The organism is Diaphorobacter aerolatus, assembly GCF_014489535.1.
In the GTDB taxonomy this organism is placed as follows: Bacteria; Pseudomonadota; Gammaproteobacteria; order Burkholderiales; family Burkholderiaceae_C; genus Diaphorobacter_A; species Diaphorobacter_A aerolatus.
This window is the reverse complement of record NZ_CP060783.1, coordinates 578,582-595,982: the sequence shown is the minus strand read 5'-3', so window position 1 is coordinate 595,982 and position 17,401 is coordinate 578,582. Positions and strand designations below refer to the sequence as shown.

Below are 17,401 nucleotides of genomic sequence, written 5' to 3'. Positions count from 1 at the left end.
CTTTCGCATGATCACCTGCGGCGCGTCAGAAGTCCCGAGTGGCCGTTGGTCAAGCGTCTTGTTCCGGTTCGATGCCCGTGATGAATGAGGCTTGATTCAAGCCTTCGGGCGCCATTTCCTTGAGAATGTCCATGAAGTTCATTTCCATCAGCTTCATGGCTCTGCGGATGAGAAAGGGAGCGGGATTCGTGGGTTCGTTGATCTCGAGATAACGAGAGACGAGTTCCAGTTGACGCACCGCATCTCTTCTGGAATTGATGCCGCCCACTCCTTTGACGGCACTGCCTGACGAATGACCGGAATCCGCAGTCCCCGCACCGTCACCGTCCTGCTCGCCGGAGCCCGAACCCGTTTGCTGAAAAGAGCGATCCTGTCCATGCAGAAGCACGGCAATCTTCTGTAGCGGGCGCATCAACGGGGCCAGGTCCGGCTGATATTCCGAACCCATTTTTTCCGCATAGAGCTTTTGAAGCGCCTCGATCTCCGCGACGATTTTTCCCGGCACGTCGAGCATCGGCGCATCTGCCGATCTGCGGACGTCGGCAACCACCTGTTCGAGCTGGGCGTCGGTGATGGTCACGCCATTGATTTCGAGCGAGCCCTGATCCAGCAACCGCTCAAGATCCTTGACGGTGAAGACGCCGAGCGGACTGGTGAGCACGACGCTCTGGCGAATATCGGAGGCGAGGCCGTCGATATCGGCAAAATTGCTGAGCGCGCTGAACCGGATTTGCGGATCGGACTCTTCATCGATCACCAGTTGTGGGTGCAGGGATTCCCAGAAATTCCCGGACACGGTGTTGACACTGGCGATACCGTAGCGCATGCCCTCCAGGCCATGCAGGCGTGTCAGCGCTCTCGTCATCAGCAGCAGCACACGAAGATCATGTGTCTTCGCGGACAACTCAGCGGCCAGTCTGAGCGTCTGCTGCCAGTCGGGCTCCTTGCCGGCGATGACGGTGTCACCGTATTGCTGCTCTGCTGTTGCAATGGCTGCGGTTTCGAGTTCGGCGAATTTCGTGTCGTACTCGGTGTTTTTCCCCGAGGGTTCGTCCGCAGAAATGGGTGTTGTCCAATCCACACCGATGTTGAAATCTTCCACCGTCAACTCCTGTCCACTCGGATTTTTCGTTTCTCTATGCTATCGTTGATGATAGTTCATGTGCGTGTAATTCGGATAATAGGTTGTTGAAATCCGCGCAGTTAAGAGATGCCTGGATTTCTGTGAGCTTCTTTCTTTATGGCATCCGTGCTGGAATACCAAAGAGTTCCATGTGCGCGTCGGCCTGTGTCACAGGCTGGGCGGGCAGGAGAACAAAAAAAGGGGAGCTTCATACATCATCCGATATCTTTGCGCACCCATTTTGGTCGATATCGCTTGAGGTACTGATGTCAGAAATTAGTCGCAATCATCTGTTTGGCAAGCTCAATGCCCAGATGTTCAGGGCAGCGGAGGCTGCAACCGTGACATGCAAGCTGCGAGGCAATCCCTATGTGGAACTGGTGCATTGGATGCATCAGATCCTGCAGGATCAGGATTCGGACATGCGGCTGCTCGTCAAGCACTACCAGCTCAACCCGGCGACGCTGGAGAAGGACATCACGGCAGAGCTGGACCGGCTCTCGCGCGGCGCTACCGCCATCGTGGACTTCTCGGAGCACATCGACACGGCCATCGAGCGAGCCTGGATCTATGCAACGCTGCTGTATGGCGACGAGGTGATCCGTGGTGGTTATCTGCTCGTTGGCATCCTGAAGACGACCAACCTGCGTGCGGTGCTGCACCGTATGTCGCCCGAGTTTCGCAAGCTGCAACCGGACCTGGTGGCGGCCGATCTCGTGCAGATCATCAAGGCCTCGCCTGAAGAGAACCAGCCGGCGAGCGACGGCAGTGGGATGTCCGGTGGTGCCCAGGCTGGCGAGGCCAGTCAGGCCGTGGGCAGCGCCAGTGGGGGCAAGGGCAGTGCGCTCAAGAAGTATGCGGTAGACCTTACCGACAAGGCGCGGCAGGGGCAGCTTGATCCGATCACCGGACGCGACGATGAAATCCGCCAGATCATTGACATTCTGCTGCGTCGCAGGCAGAACAATCCGCTGCTCACGGGCGAGGCGGGCGTCGGCAAGACGGCGGTGGTCGAAGGATTTGCGGCACGCGTGGTGGCCGGAGACGTGCCGCCGCCGCTACGTGACGTGACGCTCTATACGCTCGACGTCGGCCTGCTTCAGGCGGGCGCGAGCATGAAGGGCGAATTCGAGCAGCGCTTGCGCCAGGTGATCGATGAAGTCCAAGCCAGCCCCGGCAAGATCATTCTGTTCATCGACGAGATCCATACCCTCGTAGGTGCGGGCGGTGCGCAGGGAACCGGCGATGCGGCGAATCTGCTCAAACCCGCGCTCGCGCGTGGCAATCTTCGCACCATCGGCGCGACGACATGGGCCGAGTACAAGAAGTACATCGAGAAGGATCCCGCGCTCACGCGGCGCTTCCAGACCATACAGATCCACGAGCCCGCCGAAGACAAGGCGATTGCGATGCTGCGCGGTGTCACCGGGCAGATGGAGGCGCATCACAAGGTGTTGATTCTGGACCGTGCGATCGAGTCCGCAGTGCAGTTGTCGCACCGCTATATTCCCGCGCGCCAGTTGCCCGACAAGGCGGTGAGCCTGCTGGATACGGCCTGCGCGCGCGTGTCGCTCACGCAGCACGCGACCCCTGTCCAGGTCGAGGCGATTGAGCGCGAGATGGGGCTGCTCAACACCGAGCGCGAGATATTGCTGCGCGAAGAATCGATTGGCATTGGTCACGCCGAGCGTGCCGGACAGATTGCCAAACGGCTCGAGGAACTTGCCGCGCACCTCGGCGAGCATCAAAAACGCTGGGAGGCCGAGCACGCGCTCGTGCAGAAGGTGTTCGAGCTGCGCAGAAAGCTCAATCCACAGGCGGCGCTGGGCAGTCTGTCACCCCTGCCGCATCTGCAGGCGGAGGGGCAGGAGCAGGGCGGCTCTGTATCTGCCGAGGCAAACACCGGCGCCAATGCGGTCGCAGCGTCACACGCCGTGCAGGAGATTGCCGATGCGGTGGACGCGCCACCCGAACTGAGCGAAGAAGAGCGCATGGCGTTCAAGCAAGAGCTCGAAACCGTGCAGAACGAGCTGCGGCAATTGCAGGGCGAGCAGCCACTCGTGCTACCGGCAGTGGACGAGCAGGCTGTCGCCACCGTGGTCTCGGAGTGGACCGGCATTCCCGTCGGACGCATGGTCAAGGACGAGATCGCGGCTGTGCTCAAGCTCGCCGATACGCTCGGCAAGCGCGTGATCGGCCAGGATCACAGCCTGAACATCATCGCGCAGCGCATCCAGATCTCGCGCGCCCGCGTGGAAGATGCGTCCAAGCCCATTGGCGTGTTCATGCTGGTGGGCCCGAGCGGCGTCGGCAAGACCGAGACGGCGCTGGCGCTGGCCGAGTCGCTCTATGGCGGCGAGCAGAACCTCATCACCATCAACATGAGCGAATTCCAGGAGGCGCACACGGTCTCCACGCTCAAGGGCGCGCCGCCCGGCTATGTCGGCTATGGCGAAGGCGGTGTGCTGACCGAGGCGGTGCGTCGCAAGCCCTATAGCGTGGTGCTGCTCGACGAGGTGGAGAAGGCCCACCCGGACGTGCACGAGATATTCTTCCAGGTGTTCGACAAGGGCTTCATGGAAGATGGCGAGGGTCGACTCATCGACTTCAAGAACACGGTGATCATCCTGACGTCCAACGTCGGCACCGATCTGATCATGAGCATGTGCAACGATCCCGACCTGCTGCCCGATGCCACTTCGCTGGCCACGTCGATGCGTGATCCGCTGCTCAAGGTATTCCCGGCGGCATTTCTTGGGCGTCTGACCGTCGTCCCGTACTATCCGCTGGCACCCGACATGCTGGCGCGCATCGTGGCGCTCAAGCTGGGCCACATTCGCCGGCGTGTGTCGGAGAATCACCAGATCGCGTTCGACTGGGACAAGACGGCGGTGGACGCCATCATGTCGCGCGCCACCGATATCGAATCGGGCGGGCGCATGGTCGATGCGATTCTCTCCAACCATGTGTTGGCGGGCGTCAGCCGCGAGATACTGCATCGCACGATGAACGGGGAGCCGCTGGCGTCCGTGCGGCTCGCGTCCAATGGCAAGGACCTGACGCTTGATTTTGCGTGAGCCAGAACAAGGAGTGAATCATGCCCGTACTGATCGTTCCCGGGCCCGTGGGCAACACCGTCGGCAACCGTGAGCTGTTCCACAGCCCGTTCGCCCACGGCTGCTCTGCGGATGTGCAATCCTGCGTACCCACGGGCGCGCTGAATGCAAAGGCGCAAAGCGCGATCGCCCCAGCCGCCACGGCCGCCGAGGCGCTGTCTGCCTTGCCTGCCGCAGCGCTGAGCCAGCGCAGGCTGAGTGGCGCGTCCTGGGTGAACGAATTTCCCACGGGTACGTCCACCGCCGATCTCACGCCCTCGTTTCGCGACGCGGTCAACGCCTTCATCGCCGCAATCGATGCGGCGGGTGGCAGTGTCAGCATCAGCGCCACCTACCGGCCACCGGAGCGGGCCTACCTCATGCACTATGCCTGGGACATCGCCAAGGGCACGATTCAACCGGATCGCGTGCCGGCGATGACGGGCGTGGACATCGAGTGGAACCATGGCAACAAGACCCAATCGGTCAATGCGGCCAAAGCAATGGTGCGGGCATACGAGATCGTGCATCGTCCGTCGCTGACCACCAATCATGCGGGCCGCACGGCCATCGACATGCAGGTGAGCGGCATGACCAACAAGACGATCACGGACAAGAAAGGCAAGAAGGTCACCATCAAGAAGGCTTCGGATCTCCACGCGGTGGGCGCGACGTATGGCGTGCACAAGCTTCTCAGTGATCCGCCGCACTGGTCTGCGGACGGGCACTAACCTCGCAGCGAAGGGCGGGATAGTCAACATGATGCGTATGGGCAAGAACGCTCTGCTCGCCGCGCTGGCGGGAATTGCTTTGTGCGGAGTTGCGCAGGCGGGACAGGTGGTCGCCGGGCTGGTGAGCGTCACACCGCAGGGCAGGGCGAGCTTTTACTTCACCGAACCGCTGCCTGATGATCAGGCGATCTCGATACAAACGAAATCGGTCCAAGGGGCGAGAAAAAAAGGCGCCAGGACGAGCTGCTGCACCCGCATCCCGCGCGGCGAACTCAAGGCCATGACCTCGGTGCCAGAGCAAGTCACGAATGGCAGCGGTCGGCCCGTGGTCGGCTACATGCTCGAGCGTCCGCTGGCGGGAAACTGGGGAGAGAACGGCTTTGTCGGTATCGCGATGTCGGCCCGAAAGCATCTTCTAACGGCGGCTTCGCGGTGCTGGGGCGCAGCGACGGGTCTGCGGTCACGCGGGCTCGCTTGTGCTTTGGAGCGGAAGGCCTGAACCTTATTTCCACGGCCCGAGGCAGGGTGCACTCGCTCTATCTGGCCTTTGGCTACGAGGTCGACGAGTCGCCCAAGTGCAATGCCAACGATGAGCGCGATCTGGGCCTTGTGAGCGATTGATTGATTGCCGGGCGGTAAGATCTCCGCACCAATCCTCGTCTCACACTCGCTTCAAGCGCCGCGAGTCACGCTCGGGATTGAGCCGCAGATCGTTGGCTGGCGCATCGGTCGTGCGGTGCCCCATCCAGCTTGTCCAGCCAAGGCGTGTGCCGCCGCCGAGCGCGCACTGCGGCACCTGATCGGCGCGAAGCTGTAGCTCGACATCCCAATCCATTTCAATGCCGATGTAGTTGCGCACCCAGTCGCGCAGCTTGCGGTTGTTCATGTGAGGAGGCAGAAAGCTCTCGTACTTGGCAAGATCCATGGGGCCGAGCGTGATGCGAAACTTGGCCTGCACGTCCTTGACGCGACTGCCCGCGATGGCGTTCACCCCCAACTGGTTGTTCTGCGAGAAACCGCCCAGTCGAGTCTGGTCGGGCTCGTCAATCCGGATCCAGGTGTTCAGGAATTCGGTGACCGCAGCGCGCGTACCGAAGTAGTGGCCTACGAGCTTTTCAAGCCCTTCTGGATTGCGCGTGAGACGCACCAGATGTCCCGCCGCGTAGAGCTTGGCGCTGTCCTCGATCGAGTCACTGTTCCAGCTGCTGTCAAAGCCCAGACCCACCAGTGCGCCTGCGTAGAAGCTGAACTTGTCGATGCCCGGCCGATCCAGTTGCACGACCGACTGCGCATCGGCCCATGCACGGTAGAACAGGCTGATGAAGCGGTGGTGGAACAGGTCCACAAAATCAGCAGGAGCATGATCGCCATGGTTGTGCAGGCGCTCACGCACATATTCGGTCAGATGGATCGGCAGTGCGCCATTCGGGCCGAAGACGCCAAAGCTCAGAATGCGAACCAGCGGTCGCCCGCCATATCCCGACGCAAGCGCACTGTGGACCGTGGAGGGCGCGAAGATCGTGGAAGGGTGCTGGCCCAACCGCACGACGTCATCGCGCGGTGTCTGCGAGGTGCCAAGCCGCGCCGTGCGCGAGGTCGCATCGAGATGGCGCAACAGCGCAAAGAGATCCAGCGCCTCGGCCTGGGGCAGTTCGGCGCGCACCAGGTGGGCGAGCGCGCTTGACGACGGGTGATGCGCATTGCCGCCTGGTGTGATCGAGCTGTCCATGTCACTTACCGGTTTCATGCCGACACGCTCACGCAGAAGGGCGCATGCCCAGGCGTGTGGCCCACTGTGCGAACGAGCCGCCTTGCAACGTGCTCATCTTCAGACGTGTTGCCGAATTGATGCCGACGTGACGCGCAAAGAATCGCTCGAGCACCGCGCCAAAAAGCCAGGGACTGGCGCCGCCGAATTTGGACTGATCCACCGTCAGGTGGATGTCCACGCCGCGCCCATATACGATGGGGCCGGGCTGGAGCATGCGCGCATACATGGGCGTGACGCTCACCGATGCAATGGCGTCGCCTTGCTGCGCCGTTTCTGGTTTGCTCAGTTGGGCATACAGATTCAGCAGTTCGCGCATCACCTTTGCACCTTCGGCGGGCGAGGCATCGGTAAGCGTCTGATAGTTCAATTGCAGATGGCTCAGCAGCCGCCACGTGGTCTTGCGCTCGGCAATCGAGGATGTGGGGCGTGTGAGGGTGGTAACCAGCTCCACGCGCTGCACCGGCGCGGAAACCGAGAGCTGAAAGTTGCGCTCACCCGCCGAGGTGATCAGCAGCGAGAGGTCGCGATTGGTGCACAGCATCTCGGGCGCGATGCGGCTCAGCGTGTGCGGGTAGGGCGCGTCCTGGCGATCCACGAGCTGCGCGTACACCTCACTGCCGATGTAGCCGGTGCGCGGACCATTGCGCCGCGCGACTTCCGAGAGCTTGCGCGGTTCGCGCCGCAGCGAGAAATACGCCAGCGACTGCTGCGAACCCTCCTGCGCTCCCAGCGTTTCGTAGATGGGCAGGAAAGTCTGCACGTCGGTATTGTTTTCGGTATATCCCTGGATTTCCGATACCGAGTAGATCTCGTAGTCCAGTGGCCGAGTGCGATCACCAAGCAGGTGATGCTCGAAGTGCATGAGCGACACGTCGATGCGGTCGCCCTTCTTCGGAAACAGGTTGATCACCGGCGTGCAAAAGAGATGGAAGTGGCTCTCGGAGACCACCTTCTCGAGTTCGGTGGCTGCGCGGTCGAAATGCAGCACGATTTCCACGCGCTTCGACTTCACGTCCTTGAGCACCTGGCGCAGCTTGCTGATTTTGAAGAATCGGTACCGGTCGGGGCAGGCAAAGTATTCGTGCACCAGTCGGTAGCCGCTGAAGCTCTGCTCACCGTAGGGTATCAGCGCCTCGTCGTTCTCAAAGCCCATGCCGCTCACCTGTGCGGCTTGCAGCCACGCGCTATGCTCGCGTCCTGCGGCACTCCACTTGATCGCACCGCCCACAAGCCGCCCGCAGATCAGCTCGAGCAGCAGCATCGCGCGGTCGGCGGGCCTGCGATGTAGAACGGCAGCTTGTCGAAATCCACCGTGCAGATGTCGCGGTCACCATGCGTTTCAAGCACGATGTGCAGGCTGCTGACCACCTTTTTCTGATTTGCCGGAACCCGCACATCGTTGGCGAGACCTTCGACCCAGGCCTGTTTCACCTCGAGCGGCAACAGCTCGACATCATGCGCGGTACGAAACTGGCAGGCCGTCACCTGGCCGGGCGATATCGGCGCACGCAACACCGTCAGGCGCGGCACCTGAAACGCCCCGGTGATGCCACCTTCGGCTTCGCTTGGGTGCAGACGCACGATTCCCATGGCCGGAGTGGGCGCGAGGTAATGCGGGTAGATGAGTTCGAGCAGCCGCTGCGAGAAGCGCGGGAACTCGGCATCCATCTTGAGCTGGATGCGGCCCGCGAGCAGCGCAAAGCCTTCCAGCAGGCGCTCAACGTATGGGTCGGCGACCTCGATGCCCTTCATGCCGAGGCGGCCTGCGATCTTGGGATGCTCCTGCGCAAATTCCTGGCCGAGCTCGCGGATGTAGGCCAGTTCGCGATTGTAGTAATCGAGCAGACGCGGATCCATCAGTTGTCTCCCATCTGGTCGAGCAGGGTTACTGAGCCGGTCTCCAGATCGATGCTGGACTTCAGCAGCATCTCGATGGGGTAGGGATGGGCCCAGATCTGGCCGCGGATCTCGAACACCACCATATTGTGCGCGGCCTCGTCGTCCGAAGCCACGTTGGCGTTCACCGTGAGCGTCTGGGGCATCACCCGGGGCTCGAACCGCTGAATGGCTCCCTCTATGGCTTTTTCCAGATCGGAGAGCTTCACGTCGGAGACGCGTTTGCCCGAAAACGCCGGAAGCCCGAAATTCAGTGTTGACGAGCGTGCGTCGGGAAAGTCTGCGAGTGCCAGTTCGGCCTCGGCATTGGTTGCGTTGAGCAGCCACGAGAGATCGCGCAGGATGATCTGGCGTAACTGCTTGCGCGTGACGGTGCGCTCAGAGACTGCATCCTTGTCGCGCTGGGGCGCGTTGTCCGTCAGCCGGTCGAGCAAGGTCGGCAGCAGCCGGTCCGCAGTGCCGTAGCTCGGGGTTTTGAAACCGTCCGCTTGATCCATACGCAATGAACTCAGTCTTCTTCTACTGCCTTGGAGTCAAGGCGGATCTGGCGAACGTCCAGAATCGACATTTCCTTGGAATTCGTGGCGAAAACCTTCACGCCGTGGCCCACCCATTCACCCTCGGAATTTTCGGTCCAGCTGGTCAGGCGCGACCGCAGATGACCATCCTCGGCAACACCCTCGACGAGCGGATAGCGCGCGGGCAGCATGACGGGATGCAGGCCTTCGTTGACCAGCTTCACATGTGCCGGCAGCCAGACCAGATCGCGCAGATCCTCGGGCTTGTCCAGTTTCACCTCGACCACCGATTCAAATGGCAGCCAGTAGTAGTCGCCATTGACGAAGACCTCCAGCACCGGGCCAATGCGTGAGTCGGCATCGGCAATCCATTCAAACGGTGTTTCATTGATGCGACCAGCCACGGGCTCGGCTGCATCCAGCGCCTGAATGCGAAGCTCGGCTGCCTGCGTGGCCTGGCCCTTGCCTTCTTCCTGAAGGGCCTCGATGAGAAATCCAACCCACTGCGGCGGCTTGCCCAGCACCTGCGGCGTGCGCGTACCTGCGAACACGTCCTGGCGCATCGTCTCCGCGCGCAGCGCAAGGCGGTAGGCCTGGGCCAGGAGCTTGTGGCTTTCGTCGAGCTGGGCCGCAACCTGCAATTGCGAGAGCGCCTTCTGCCATTTACCCGACTGGGCGTAGAGCTGAAACAGGTGCACGCGCAGCTTATCGTCCGATGGACTCTGGCGCACGGCATCCTGCACTTGCGAAATCTTGTCGGTCAACTGAAGTTCAACCATGGGTCTGTCGTTGGAGAGTCTGCCAATTGAAGAAAAAGGGGGCCTGTTGCCCCCTTGGAATAACAAGCTACGCGGATTAGGCGTTGGTCTTGAGATCCCACTCGGCGGTCACTGCACCACCCATCGAGCCGGAGTTGGTCTGGGACTTGCCTTCGACCTTGACCTTCTGGAAGTTGAAGCCGCAGTCGAACATCGGCTCGGTGGATTCCGCGCCAGACAGGTTCAACGACGAGATCAGCACGTTGGTCATCTTGATGTTCAGGAATTCCTGTTGCGAGCCACCGGCCTTGCAAGCAGAAATCTCGACCGAGCCGATGTGCTCACCAGATGCGCACTTCTTCATCAGCGTGGCAAAGCACTTGTCGAAACGGCCACGGACGGTGATGTCCTGCCATTGCGCCTTACCCGAGCCACCACCACCACCGTATGCAAATGCGCCTGCATTTGCCACGCCGCCGGCGATGGACTCAACGTGCAACCAGCCCTTGTGCTTGGAGTCTTCGGATTCACCTTCGACACCGTCGATCTTGCAATAGATATCGACTACACCACCGACGCGCTGTTCAGGCGCTACGTTGGCCACAGGACTATTCAAACGATTAACTGCCATTTACTCTTCCTCCTTAAAAATGAGTTCCAAATTGATTTAATACACTCTCGGACTTAAGACTGCGCAACCGCTTGCTTCACAGATGGCAGTTTCGATACCAGGCGCAACGACACCGTGAGGCCTTCCAGCTGGTAGTGGGGCCGCAGGAAGAACTTGGCCGAGTAGTACCCGGGTTCTCTTCGATCTCTTCAACCACAACCTCGGCCGCAGCCAACGGTTTCATTGCCTTGACGGATTCGGATGAATTGTTTGGATCGCCATCGACGTAGTTCATGATCCAGTTGTTCAACCAAAGCTGCACATCGCCGCGCTCCTTGAAGGAACCGATCTTGTCGCGGACGATGCACTTCAGATAATGAGCGAAACGGCAGCACGCGAACAGGTAAGGCAGCCGCGCAGACAGATTGGCGTTGGCCGTCGCGTCTGCGTCGTAATATTCAGCAGGCTTTTGCAGCGATTGCGCGCCGATGAATGCGGCCACGTCGCTGTTCTTGCGGTACACGAGCGGCATCAGGCCGTTCTTTGCAAGCTCCGCTTCGCGGCGATCGCTGATGGCGATTTCGGTCGGGCACTTGATGTCCACACCGCCATCATCGCTCGGGAACACGTGCACCGGCAGGTCTTCCACGATACCGCCGGATTCCACGCCGCGAATCGACGTGCACCAGCCGTAATACTTGAATGAACGATTGATGTTGGTCGCCATCGCATAAGCGGAATTGGACCAGCAGAAATTGTTGTGATTCGCGCCTGCGGTGTCTTCCTCGAAATCAAATCCGTCGACCGGATTTTCCTTCGTGCTGTAGGGAAGACGCGAGAGAAAACGCGGCATCGTGAGACCGAGGTAACGTGCGTCGTCGGAGTCACGCAATGCACGCCACTTGATGTATTCGGTGTTGCCGAAGATCTTCGTCAGATCGCGTGGGTTCGCCAACTCCTGCCACGATTCCATCTGCATCAGACTGGAATCCGCGCCTGCGATGAACGGGCAATGCGCCGACGCAGCAATCTTGGACATTTCAGTCAGCAGCGCGACATCCTGTGGATTGTGGTCGAAGTGATAGTCGCCCACCAGGCAGCCGAATGGCTCGCCGCCGAACTGACCATATTCCGCTTCGTAGACCTTCTTGAAGATCGGACTCTGATCCCACAGAATGCCCTTGTGGCGCTGCAGCGTGCGACCCAGATCCTTCTTGTTGATGTTGAAGATCTGAATCTTCAACATCTCGTCGGTCTCGGTGTTGTTCACGAGATAGTGAAGCCCGCGCCACGTGCCTTCCAGACGCTGGAAGTCGTCGTGGTGAATGATCAGATTGATCTGCTCGGAGAGCTTGCGATCAATCTCCGCGATCATGCCCTCGACCGTGCGGTAGGCATCAGCAGAAATGATGTTGGTGTTGGAGAGCGCCTGCTCGGCAAGCGTTCGCACCGCCGATACGACGGCCTCTTGCGCCTGCTCGGTTTTCGGCTTGAATTCCTTGTTCAGCAGCGAAGCAAACGCGTCCGTTTCCAGCGTTGCCGTCTGGCCCAAGCCTTGTTTTTCAGTGATTGCCATTCAGTGTGACCTCGAAATTGTTTGCATGCGACGAAGCGGTGATTACTGCTCGTCGGCCCCTGTCGTCTTTTCCGTGGGTTGCTGATTCGGAGTGGACGACAGCGCCTTCATGAGCGCGGGATCAGCCAGAACCTTCGCGATGAGGTTCTCGGCACCAGACTTGCCGTCCATGTACGACAGCAGGTTGGCCAATTGCGTTCGCGCTTCAAGCAGCTTGCTCAGCGAATCGACCTTCTTGGCGACTGCATCGGGAGAGAAGTCATCCATGCTGTCAAAACTAATGTCAACCGCCATGTTTCCGTCACCGGTCAGCGTGTTGGGCACCTGAAAAGACACACGTGGCTTGATCGCCTTCATGCGCGCATCGAAGTTGTCGACGTCGATTTCGAGGAATTTGCGATCACCGATCTCGGGGAGCGGCTCGGCCGGCTTGCCCGAAAGATCAGCCATCACGCCCATGACGAAGGGCAACTGAATCTTCTTCTCGGAGCCGTAGACCTCAACGTCGTACTCAATCTGCACCCGTGGCGCGCGATTGCGAGCGATGAATTTCTGTCCGCTTTTCCCTCTCGCAGCAAGGCGCTGCTTCATGTTCATGCTCGTAGTCATATCTTTTCCAACCAATGCTTTCAAAGTTGCCAGTGGTGGTAAATATTACCAATCCAGCTGTTAGCGTACATGAATTTCGTTGAATTTGCGTGAATCGAAAAAAATCTCCTAGGGTGTTATTTTGTAACTTATTTAAATCATCGTAAATTTTTCTAGAATGTTGTCCCACCTCAGAAGCGATGACTGTTGTCCCGTACGGAATTTTGACGAACGGTCGAGGGGGCTCCTCGATCAGGGAGGCGTCCCTCAAGGAGCAGACGCAAACGCTTACCATTTTATTGTCATTTTTGTCAGTCAGAATTGCGAACAATTGCATATCATCATGCGTATGTCCTTGTTGTTGGTTTTCAATCGTGGCAACTCTTTACAAGTATCAAAATGCCAGCGGTGGATTGGTCTATTCAGACAGGCCGCCGGACCCACATGCAGGGGAGCGTTATGCGCCACAAGGCGAAACGGACAATCGGTGCTATGCCAGAATGTTCTGCGGCGAAAAACCTCGTGATAAATCGGACTACCAGAAGGCCAAGGAATACACCGCTGCCGCTCAAAAACATATTCCGAAATTGAAGGAATATGTAGAAATGCTCGATTACCTGCGTTCACACGACGAGGCGGGTTTTCGAGCCGCAATGAAAGAGCTCCAGCAAAAGAATCCGCGCGCCTGGATGGAGCTTCAGAAATCCCCGCTCTTCAGGAACCCAAAGGAAATTTCCCAATTTGAAAATTCCGTAAAGGCGGGCGCAAAAATTCTGACAAAGCCGGGCGATGCGCAAAGCTACATGGACGGCTGGTATGAGAGGGTGAAAACCAATGCGCAGGCACGTGGTTATGTGGAATCCAAGCCTGAGTTGGTCCCACTTGCCAAATCCAACGCGTCGGTGAGAACGGCCGCTGGAAGCGCCGTTTCTCGCGTTGGAGGCACGATATTGCAGTTTGAGATGGCAGCGCTGGATCCGGATACTGGCCGATCCGTCGGTGTTATTGCTTTGAGATTCCGCCTGGATACGTTGGCTGGCTTTCACCCGGGCTGGACTGGGACACCGATGGACATTGCAGGCGACGAGTACCAGGAAATCTCCGGGTATCTCTCCTCTGGTGACTACAGCTCCGCCAAGGCTGCGATGGATAGCTGGGTGGCTAAGCACCGATAGGGCCGAGATCGCAATGAACTATTCGCAGGATCCCGATCATATTATCGCTTATTTGAAAATAGTTCTATTTTTCATATTCCTTTCGACGTGCGGATTGGTATATGCGGATACCTCTGCAATTCCCGCGAAAACGGTGGTCTGCCCACAAATCGTTACCGATAGCAGGGAATTCTTTAAAGATATTGGCGAAAAGCCCAGCTTGGCCTTGGATCCGTTCCAATTGCTGATGACGAAGAATCATCAAGAGGAACTGGAAAAGCGACTGAATGCAGGTTTTCCATTGAGTCGCTGTGGTGGCCCCTTCAACGCGAGTCTTTTGAGTACTGCTGCTGCGCTCGGCTTGGATGCTGACGTTCAATTGTTGCTCGATAAAGGCGCTGATACGGAAACTCCGCTGAGCCCCGTGGGAGAATCAGCGCTCATATTTGCGCTTGCCAACAATCGTTATTCAACATCCCGGCTGCTTTTGAATTCTGGTGCTAGTGCCGGAATCCATTATGGAGCAGATAATGGTGGCTACACGGCTTTAAGTGCAATTTCCCGGTCATTGAAAGATGCGCGGTACAGACCGGATGAAGAGCTTGATATCGCCAAAATATTACTCCAAAAAGGGGTTTCTCCTAGCACCCAGGATCGCAATCGCAACGCAGGTTTTACTGCATTGCATTGGACCATCATCTCAAACAAGCCGGCTTTGGCGCACCTTCTGTTGACTCAAGGTGCCGATCCTGATCTCAAGGACGCGAAAGGGCGAAGTTCGGTTGACATGGCGAAACGGTTGAAACGAACAGAGATATTTGACGAAATTTTGAATTCACGATGATTCTTTTCAAAATTACATTAAGTGTTACAAATTTATTTTCAACATGAAAGTAGGGTTAGGACGACAACGTCCATGGTTGAAGAGACTGCCGATCTCTTGATTCGAGCGCTATTCACGCCTAGCGAGAGCCGCGCATGATCATCTTCGCGCGCAGGCGCCCGCCAACGGACAACCACTTTCGTTCAAATTGATGTCATTAAATCTCTACATTTTCTGAATATCATTGATTCGGTAAATCTATAAGCAATAAAGTAAGGCGTATAACATGACAAATCGTACGTTCATCGCACACAGTCCTGTGGGGAAGACCTTGAGTTCCGCTCGTTGGTGGGGACCGAGCAGGTCTCTCGCCTGTTTGAGTTTCGGGTGCGCCTGATCAGCAAAAATTCATCGATTTCCGCCAAAAGCCTGCTGGGCAAGGATTTGAGCGTCGAAATCGATTTGACCACCGAGGTTGGTGGAGGTGGTAAACGCTTTCTGTCAGGCCAAGTGGTGCAATTTACCTACATTGGTCGCGATGGTGACTATTTCAGTTATATGGCGGTGCTCCGCCCAAACTTCTGGCATGCGACCAGACGCACTGACTTCAAGATTTTTCAAAACATGAAAGCCCCTGACATTGTCAAGGATGTTCTTTCGAAGTACGACATCACCATCGACGATCGACTCACGGGGAGTTACCGTAATTGGGTGTACATGGTGCAGTACGACGAGTCTGATTTTAATTTTGTTTCGCGAGTCATGGAGTCTGAGGGGATCTATTATTTCTTTTCCCACGCTCAGGGGAGCCATCAACTGGTGCTTGCCGACGATATCGGCGCGCACGCGCCTTTACCGAGTGGTCCCAGCACCATCCCGTACTACAGCGGCGCGAAGGCTGCGCATGTACATGACGAGGATTTTGTCGATACTTGGAGCTTTGGCGAAGACATCGCGAGCGGCCATTTCGCGGCAGATGACTACGATTTCGAGAAGCCCAAAGCCATCCTGGATACCAAAGAACAGCAGCCAGCAGGCCACAAGGAAGACAATCGCGAGATCTACAAGTGGCCCGGTGGATACACGGAGGTGGGCGACGGCGAAAACTACGCCCGCATCCGTATCGAGCAACAGAAAGCGCCACGAGAAGCCGCCCACGGCGAGGGCAATGCCAGAAACATTGCTCCAGGCTATCTTTTCACCCTAAGCAAGTATATTCGCGACGACCAGAACAAGGAATACTTGATCGAGTCCGCGTACTACCGGTTTGAAGAGAACGTGCGCCGAAGCGATGGTTCCGGTGGCTCGGGCAGCAGTAAGCGCGACGGCACCGACAGCCCAACCACCTACCGAATCGGCTTCGACGCGGTGCCCAAGAGCACCTCCTATCGCAGCCAGCATGTCACCCGAAGCCCCACACTACCGGCCCACAAACAGCCGTGATTACCGGCCCGGCCGGTGAAGAAATCTACACCGACAAATACGGCCGCGTGAAGGTCCAGTTCCACTGGGATCGATACGGCAAGTTCGACGAAAACTCCAGTTGCTGGATTCGCGTGAGCCAGACTTGGGCCGGTGCGAACTACGGCAGCATGCACATTCCGCGCATCGGTCAGGAAGTGATCGTCGATTTTCTGAATGGTGATCCGGACTATCCGATCATTACCGGGCGCGTCTACAACGCGCTGCAGATGCCGCCATGGGAATTGCCCAAGCACAAAACTCAGTCGGGCACGCAGACGAACTGGAGCAAGGGCGGCGGCGGCAAGAACATGTTGCGCTTTGAAGACCAAAAGGGTATCGAGCATCTGGAGTTGTCGAGCGACCACGGCAATACCCATCTCCACATGGGTTACTTGCTTAATCAGGGTTCGGAGGCCAAGCGTAGCTATGGGTTTGAGTTACGTACGAATGAGTGGGGGGCAATCCGTGCGGACAAGGGCCTTTTGATCACTACCTACACTTCGGATTTCAAGGAAAAGATCTCGCACGACAGTCCGGATGGTCATGAGTTTATGGGCGAGACGCTCGCGCAAAGCCGTTCGCTGATTCAGGAAACCGAGCAGGCGATCAATGCAACCAAGGGAATACTGGCAGCCGCCATCAAAAGCAAGAGTGGTGACTTCAGCGGTTTGATGCAGGGACTGCCTGGAATAGGTGGCTTGGGAGGTATCCCAGGCATAGCAGGGATGGTAAACACCGCCGCCGCGGCCCTGGGTGGTGGAAGCGAAGACAGTGGCGAATCGAGTGTATCCAGCAACATGGATCCCGCGCTGTCTGATGCACAGAATCTGCTTGATCTTTCTCGCAAGATCGACAAGCCCATCGTCTCCATCGTGAGTCCGGAAGGACAGACGATGATCAGTCCCAAACCGGTGGTGGTGAGCTCCGGACAAAGCGTGTCCATGCGATCTCAAGGACCGATGACGGTGACTACCGGCGCGCAGTACACGCAACTCGTCAAGAACGGCATCGTTACACAAGTCAGTAGCGGCGGGCAGATCACCACGGTGTCGGCTGGCGACATCATTTCGCATTCGTTGAGCGGCGCGACGAACATTCTCGCGAAGACGGACGCGTCGATGACTTCCACCGCCGCCAACGCTAATGTGGTGGGAGAGAAGTCGGTGCTGGTGCACGGCAAGAATGACGATGTGTTCATCAAGGCCGGCAAGCGCATTGCGCTGGTCTGCGGTGAATCCGCGATCGTCTTGATGGCCGATGGAACCATTGTGCTGCAAGGCAAGAAAGGCTTGTT

Annotated in this window: 11 protein-coding genes and 3 pseudogenes; 6 read left to right on the top strand and 8 right to left on the bottom strand. The window is 58.0% G+C overall.

From position 1 onward, the window contains the following. Window positions 1-49: 49 nt before the first annotated feature. The gene (gene tssA / locus H9K75_RS02850) at window positions 50-1,102 is read right to left on the bottom strand and encodes a type VI secretion system protein TssA (protein ID WP_187724695.1); all 1,053 of its coding nucleotides are present in this window, start codon (window positions 1,100-1,102) and stop codon (window positions 50-52) included. Window positions 1,103-1,389: 287 nt separating this feature from the next. Here tssA and tssH point away from each other — a divergent pair, with 287 nt between their 5' ends. Genes tssH through H9K75_RS02835 form a run of 3 tightly spaced genes read left to right on the top strand, consistent with a single transcriptional unit; the run spans window position 1,390 to window position 5,448 of the window. Beyond that, complete coding sequence (gene tssH / locus H9K75_RS02845; RefSeq protein ID WP_187724694.1) at window positions 1,390-4,200, top strand: type VI secretion system ATPase TssH; 2,811 nt, start codon at window positions 1,390-1,392, stop codon at window positions 4,198-4,200. A gap of 20 nt (window positions 4,201-4,220) precedes the next feature. After that, complete coding sequence (locus H9K75_RS02840) at window positions 4,221-4,949, top strand: hypothetical protein (protein WP_226858478.1); 729 nt, start codon at window positions 4,221-4,223, stop codon at window positions 4,947-4,949. Window positions 4,950-4,977: 28 nt separating this feature from the next. Continuing rightward, window positions 4,978-5,448 (top strand): hypothetical protein, encoded by a 471-nt coding sequence (locus tag H9K75_RS02835; protein WP_187724693.1) that lies wholly within the window; start codon window positions 4,978-4,980, stop codon window positions 5,446-5,448. 162 nt (window positions 5,449-5,610) lie between these two features. Here H9K75_RS02835 and tssG read toward each other — a convergent pair whose 3' ends face one another. From tssG to tssB, 7 genes and pseudogenes are all read right to left on the bottom strand, one after another. Next, window positions 5,611-6,696: a type VI secretion system baseplate subunit TssG gene (tssG, locus tag H9K75_RS02830; protein ID WP_187724692.1), complete on the bottom strand. Its 1,086-nt coding sequence runs from the start codon at window positions 6,694-6,696 to the stop codon at window positions 5,611-5,613. Window positions 6,697-6,706: 10 nt separating this feature from the next. Next, a pseudogene (gene tssF, locus H9K75_RS02825) lies at window positions 6,707-8,577 on the bottom strand (type VI secretion system baseplate subunit TssF). Continuing rightward, window positions 8,577-9,113 carry a type VI secretion system baseplate subunit TssE gene (gene tssE / locus H9K75_RS02815; protein ID WP_187724689.1) on the bottom strand — a complete coding sequence of 179 codons (537 nt, stop codon included), beginning with the start codon at window positions 9,111-9,113 and terminating at the stop codon, window positions 8,577-8,579. Before tssE ends, tssF begins: the two are co-directional and overlap by 1 nt. 11 nt (window positions 9,114-9,124) lie before the next feature. Further along, window positions 9,125-9,913 carry a type VI secretion system accessory protein TagJ gene (locus H9K75_RS02810; protein WP_187724688.1) on the bottom strand — a complete coding sequence of 263 codons (789 nt, stop codon included), beginning with the start codon at window positions 9,911-9,913 and terminating at the stop codon, window positions 9,125-9,127. A gap of 76 nt (window positions 9,914-9,989) precedes the next feature. Continuing rightward, window positions 9,990-10,523 (bottom strand): Hcp family type VI secretion system effector, encoded by a 534-nt coding sequence (locus H9K75_RS02805; RefSeq protein WP_187724687.1) that lies wholly within the window; start codon window positions 10,521-10,523, stop codon window positions 9,990-9,992. A 53-nt stretch (window positions 10,524-10,576) separates the two neighbouring features. Next, window positions 10,577-12,078, bottom strand: a pseudogene (gene tssC / locus H9K75_RS02800) (type VI secretion system contractile sheath large subunit). A 42-nt stretch (window positions 12,079-12,120) separates the two neighbouring features. Then, on the bottom strand, window positions 12,121-12,669 hold the full coding sequence (gene tssB, locus H9K75_RS02795; RefSeq protein WP_187725879.1) for a type VI secretion system contractile sheath small subunit: 549 nt from the start codon (window positions 12,667-12,669) through the stop codon (window positions 12,121-12,123). A gap of 371 nt (window positions 12,670-13,040) precedes the next feature. Here tssB and H9K75_RS02790 point away from each other — a divergent pair, with 371 nt between their 5' ends. From H9K75_RS02790 to H9K75_RS25360, 3 genes and pseudogenes are all read left to right on the top strand, one after another. Then, window positions 13,041-13,841: a hypothetical protein gene (locus H9K75_RS02790; protein WP_187724686.1), complete on the top strand. Its 801-nt coding sequence runs from the start codon at window positions 13,041-13,043 to the stop codon at window positions 13,839-13,841. Window positions 13,842-13,854: 13 nt separating this feature from the next. After that, entirely contained in the window at window positions 13,855-14,664 is an 810-nt protein-coding gene (locus H9K75_RS02785; protein ID WP_187724685.1) for an ankyrin repeat domain-containing protein, read from the top strand. A gap of 327 nt (window positions 14,665-14,991) precedes the next feature. Continuing rightward, a pseudogene (locus H9K75_RS25360) lies at window positions 14,992-17,297 on the top strand (type VI secretion system Vgr family protein); the annotation flags it as partial. Window positions 17,298-17,401: the final 104 nt, after the last annotated feature.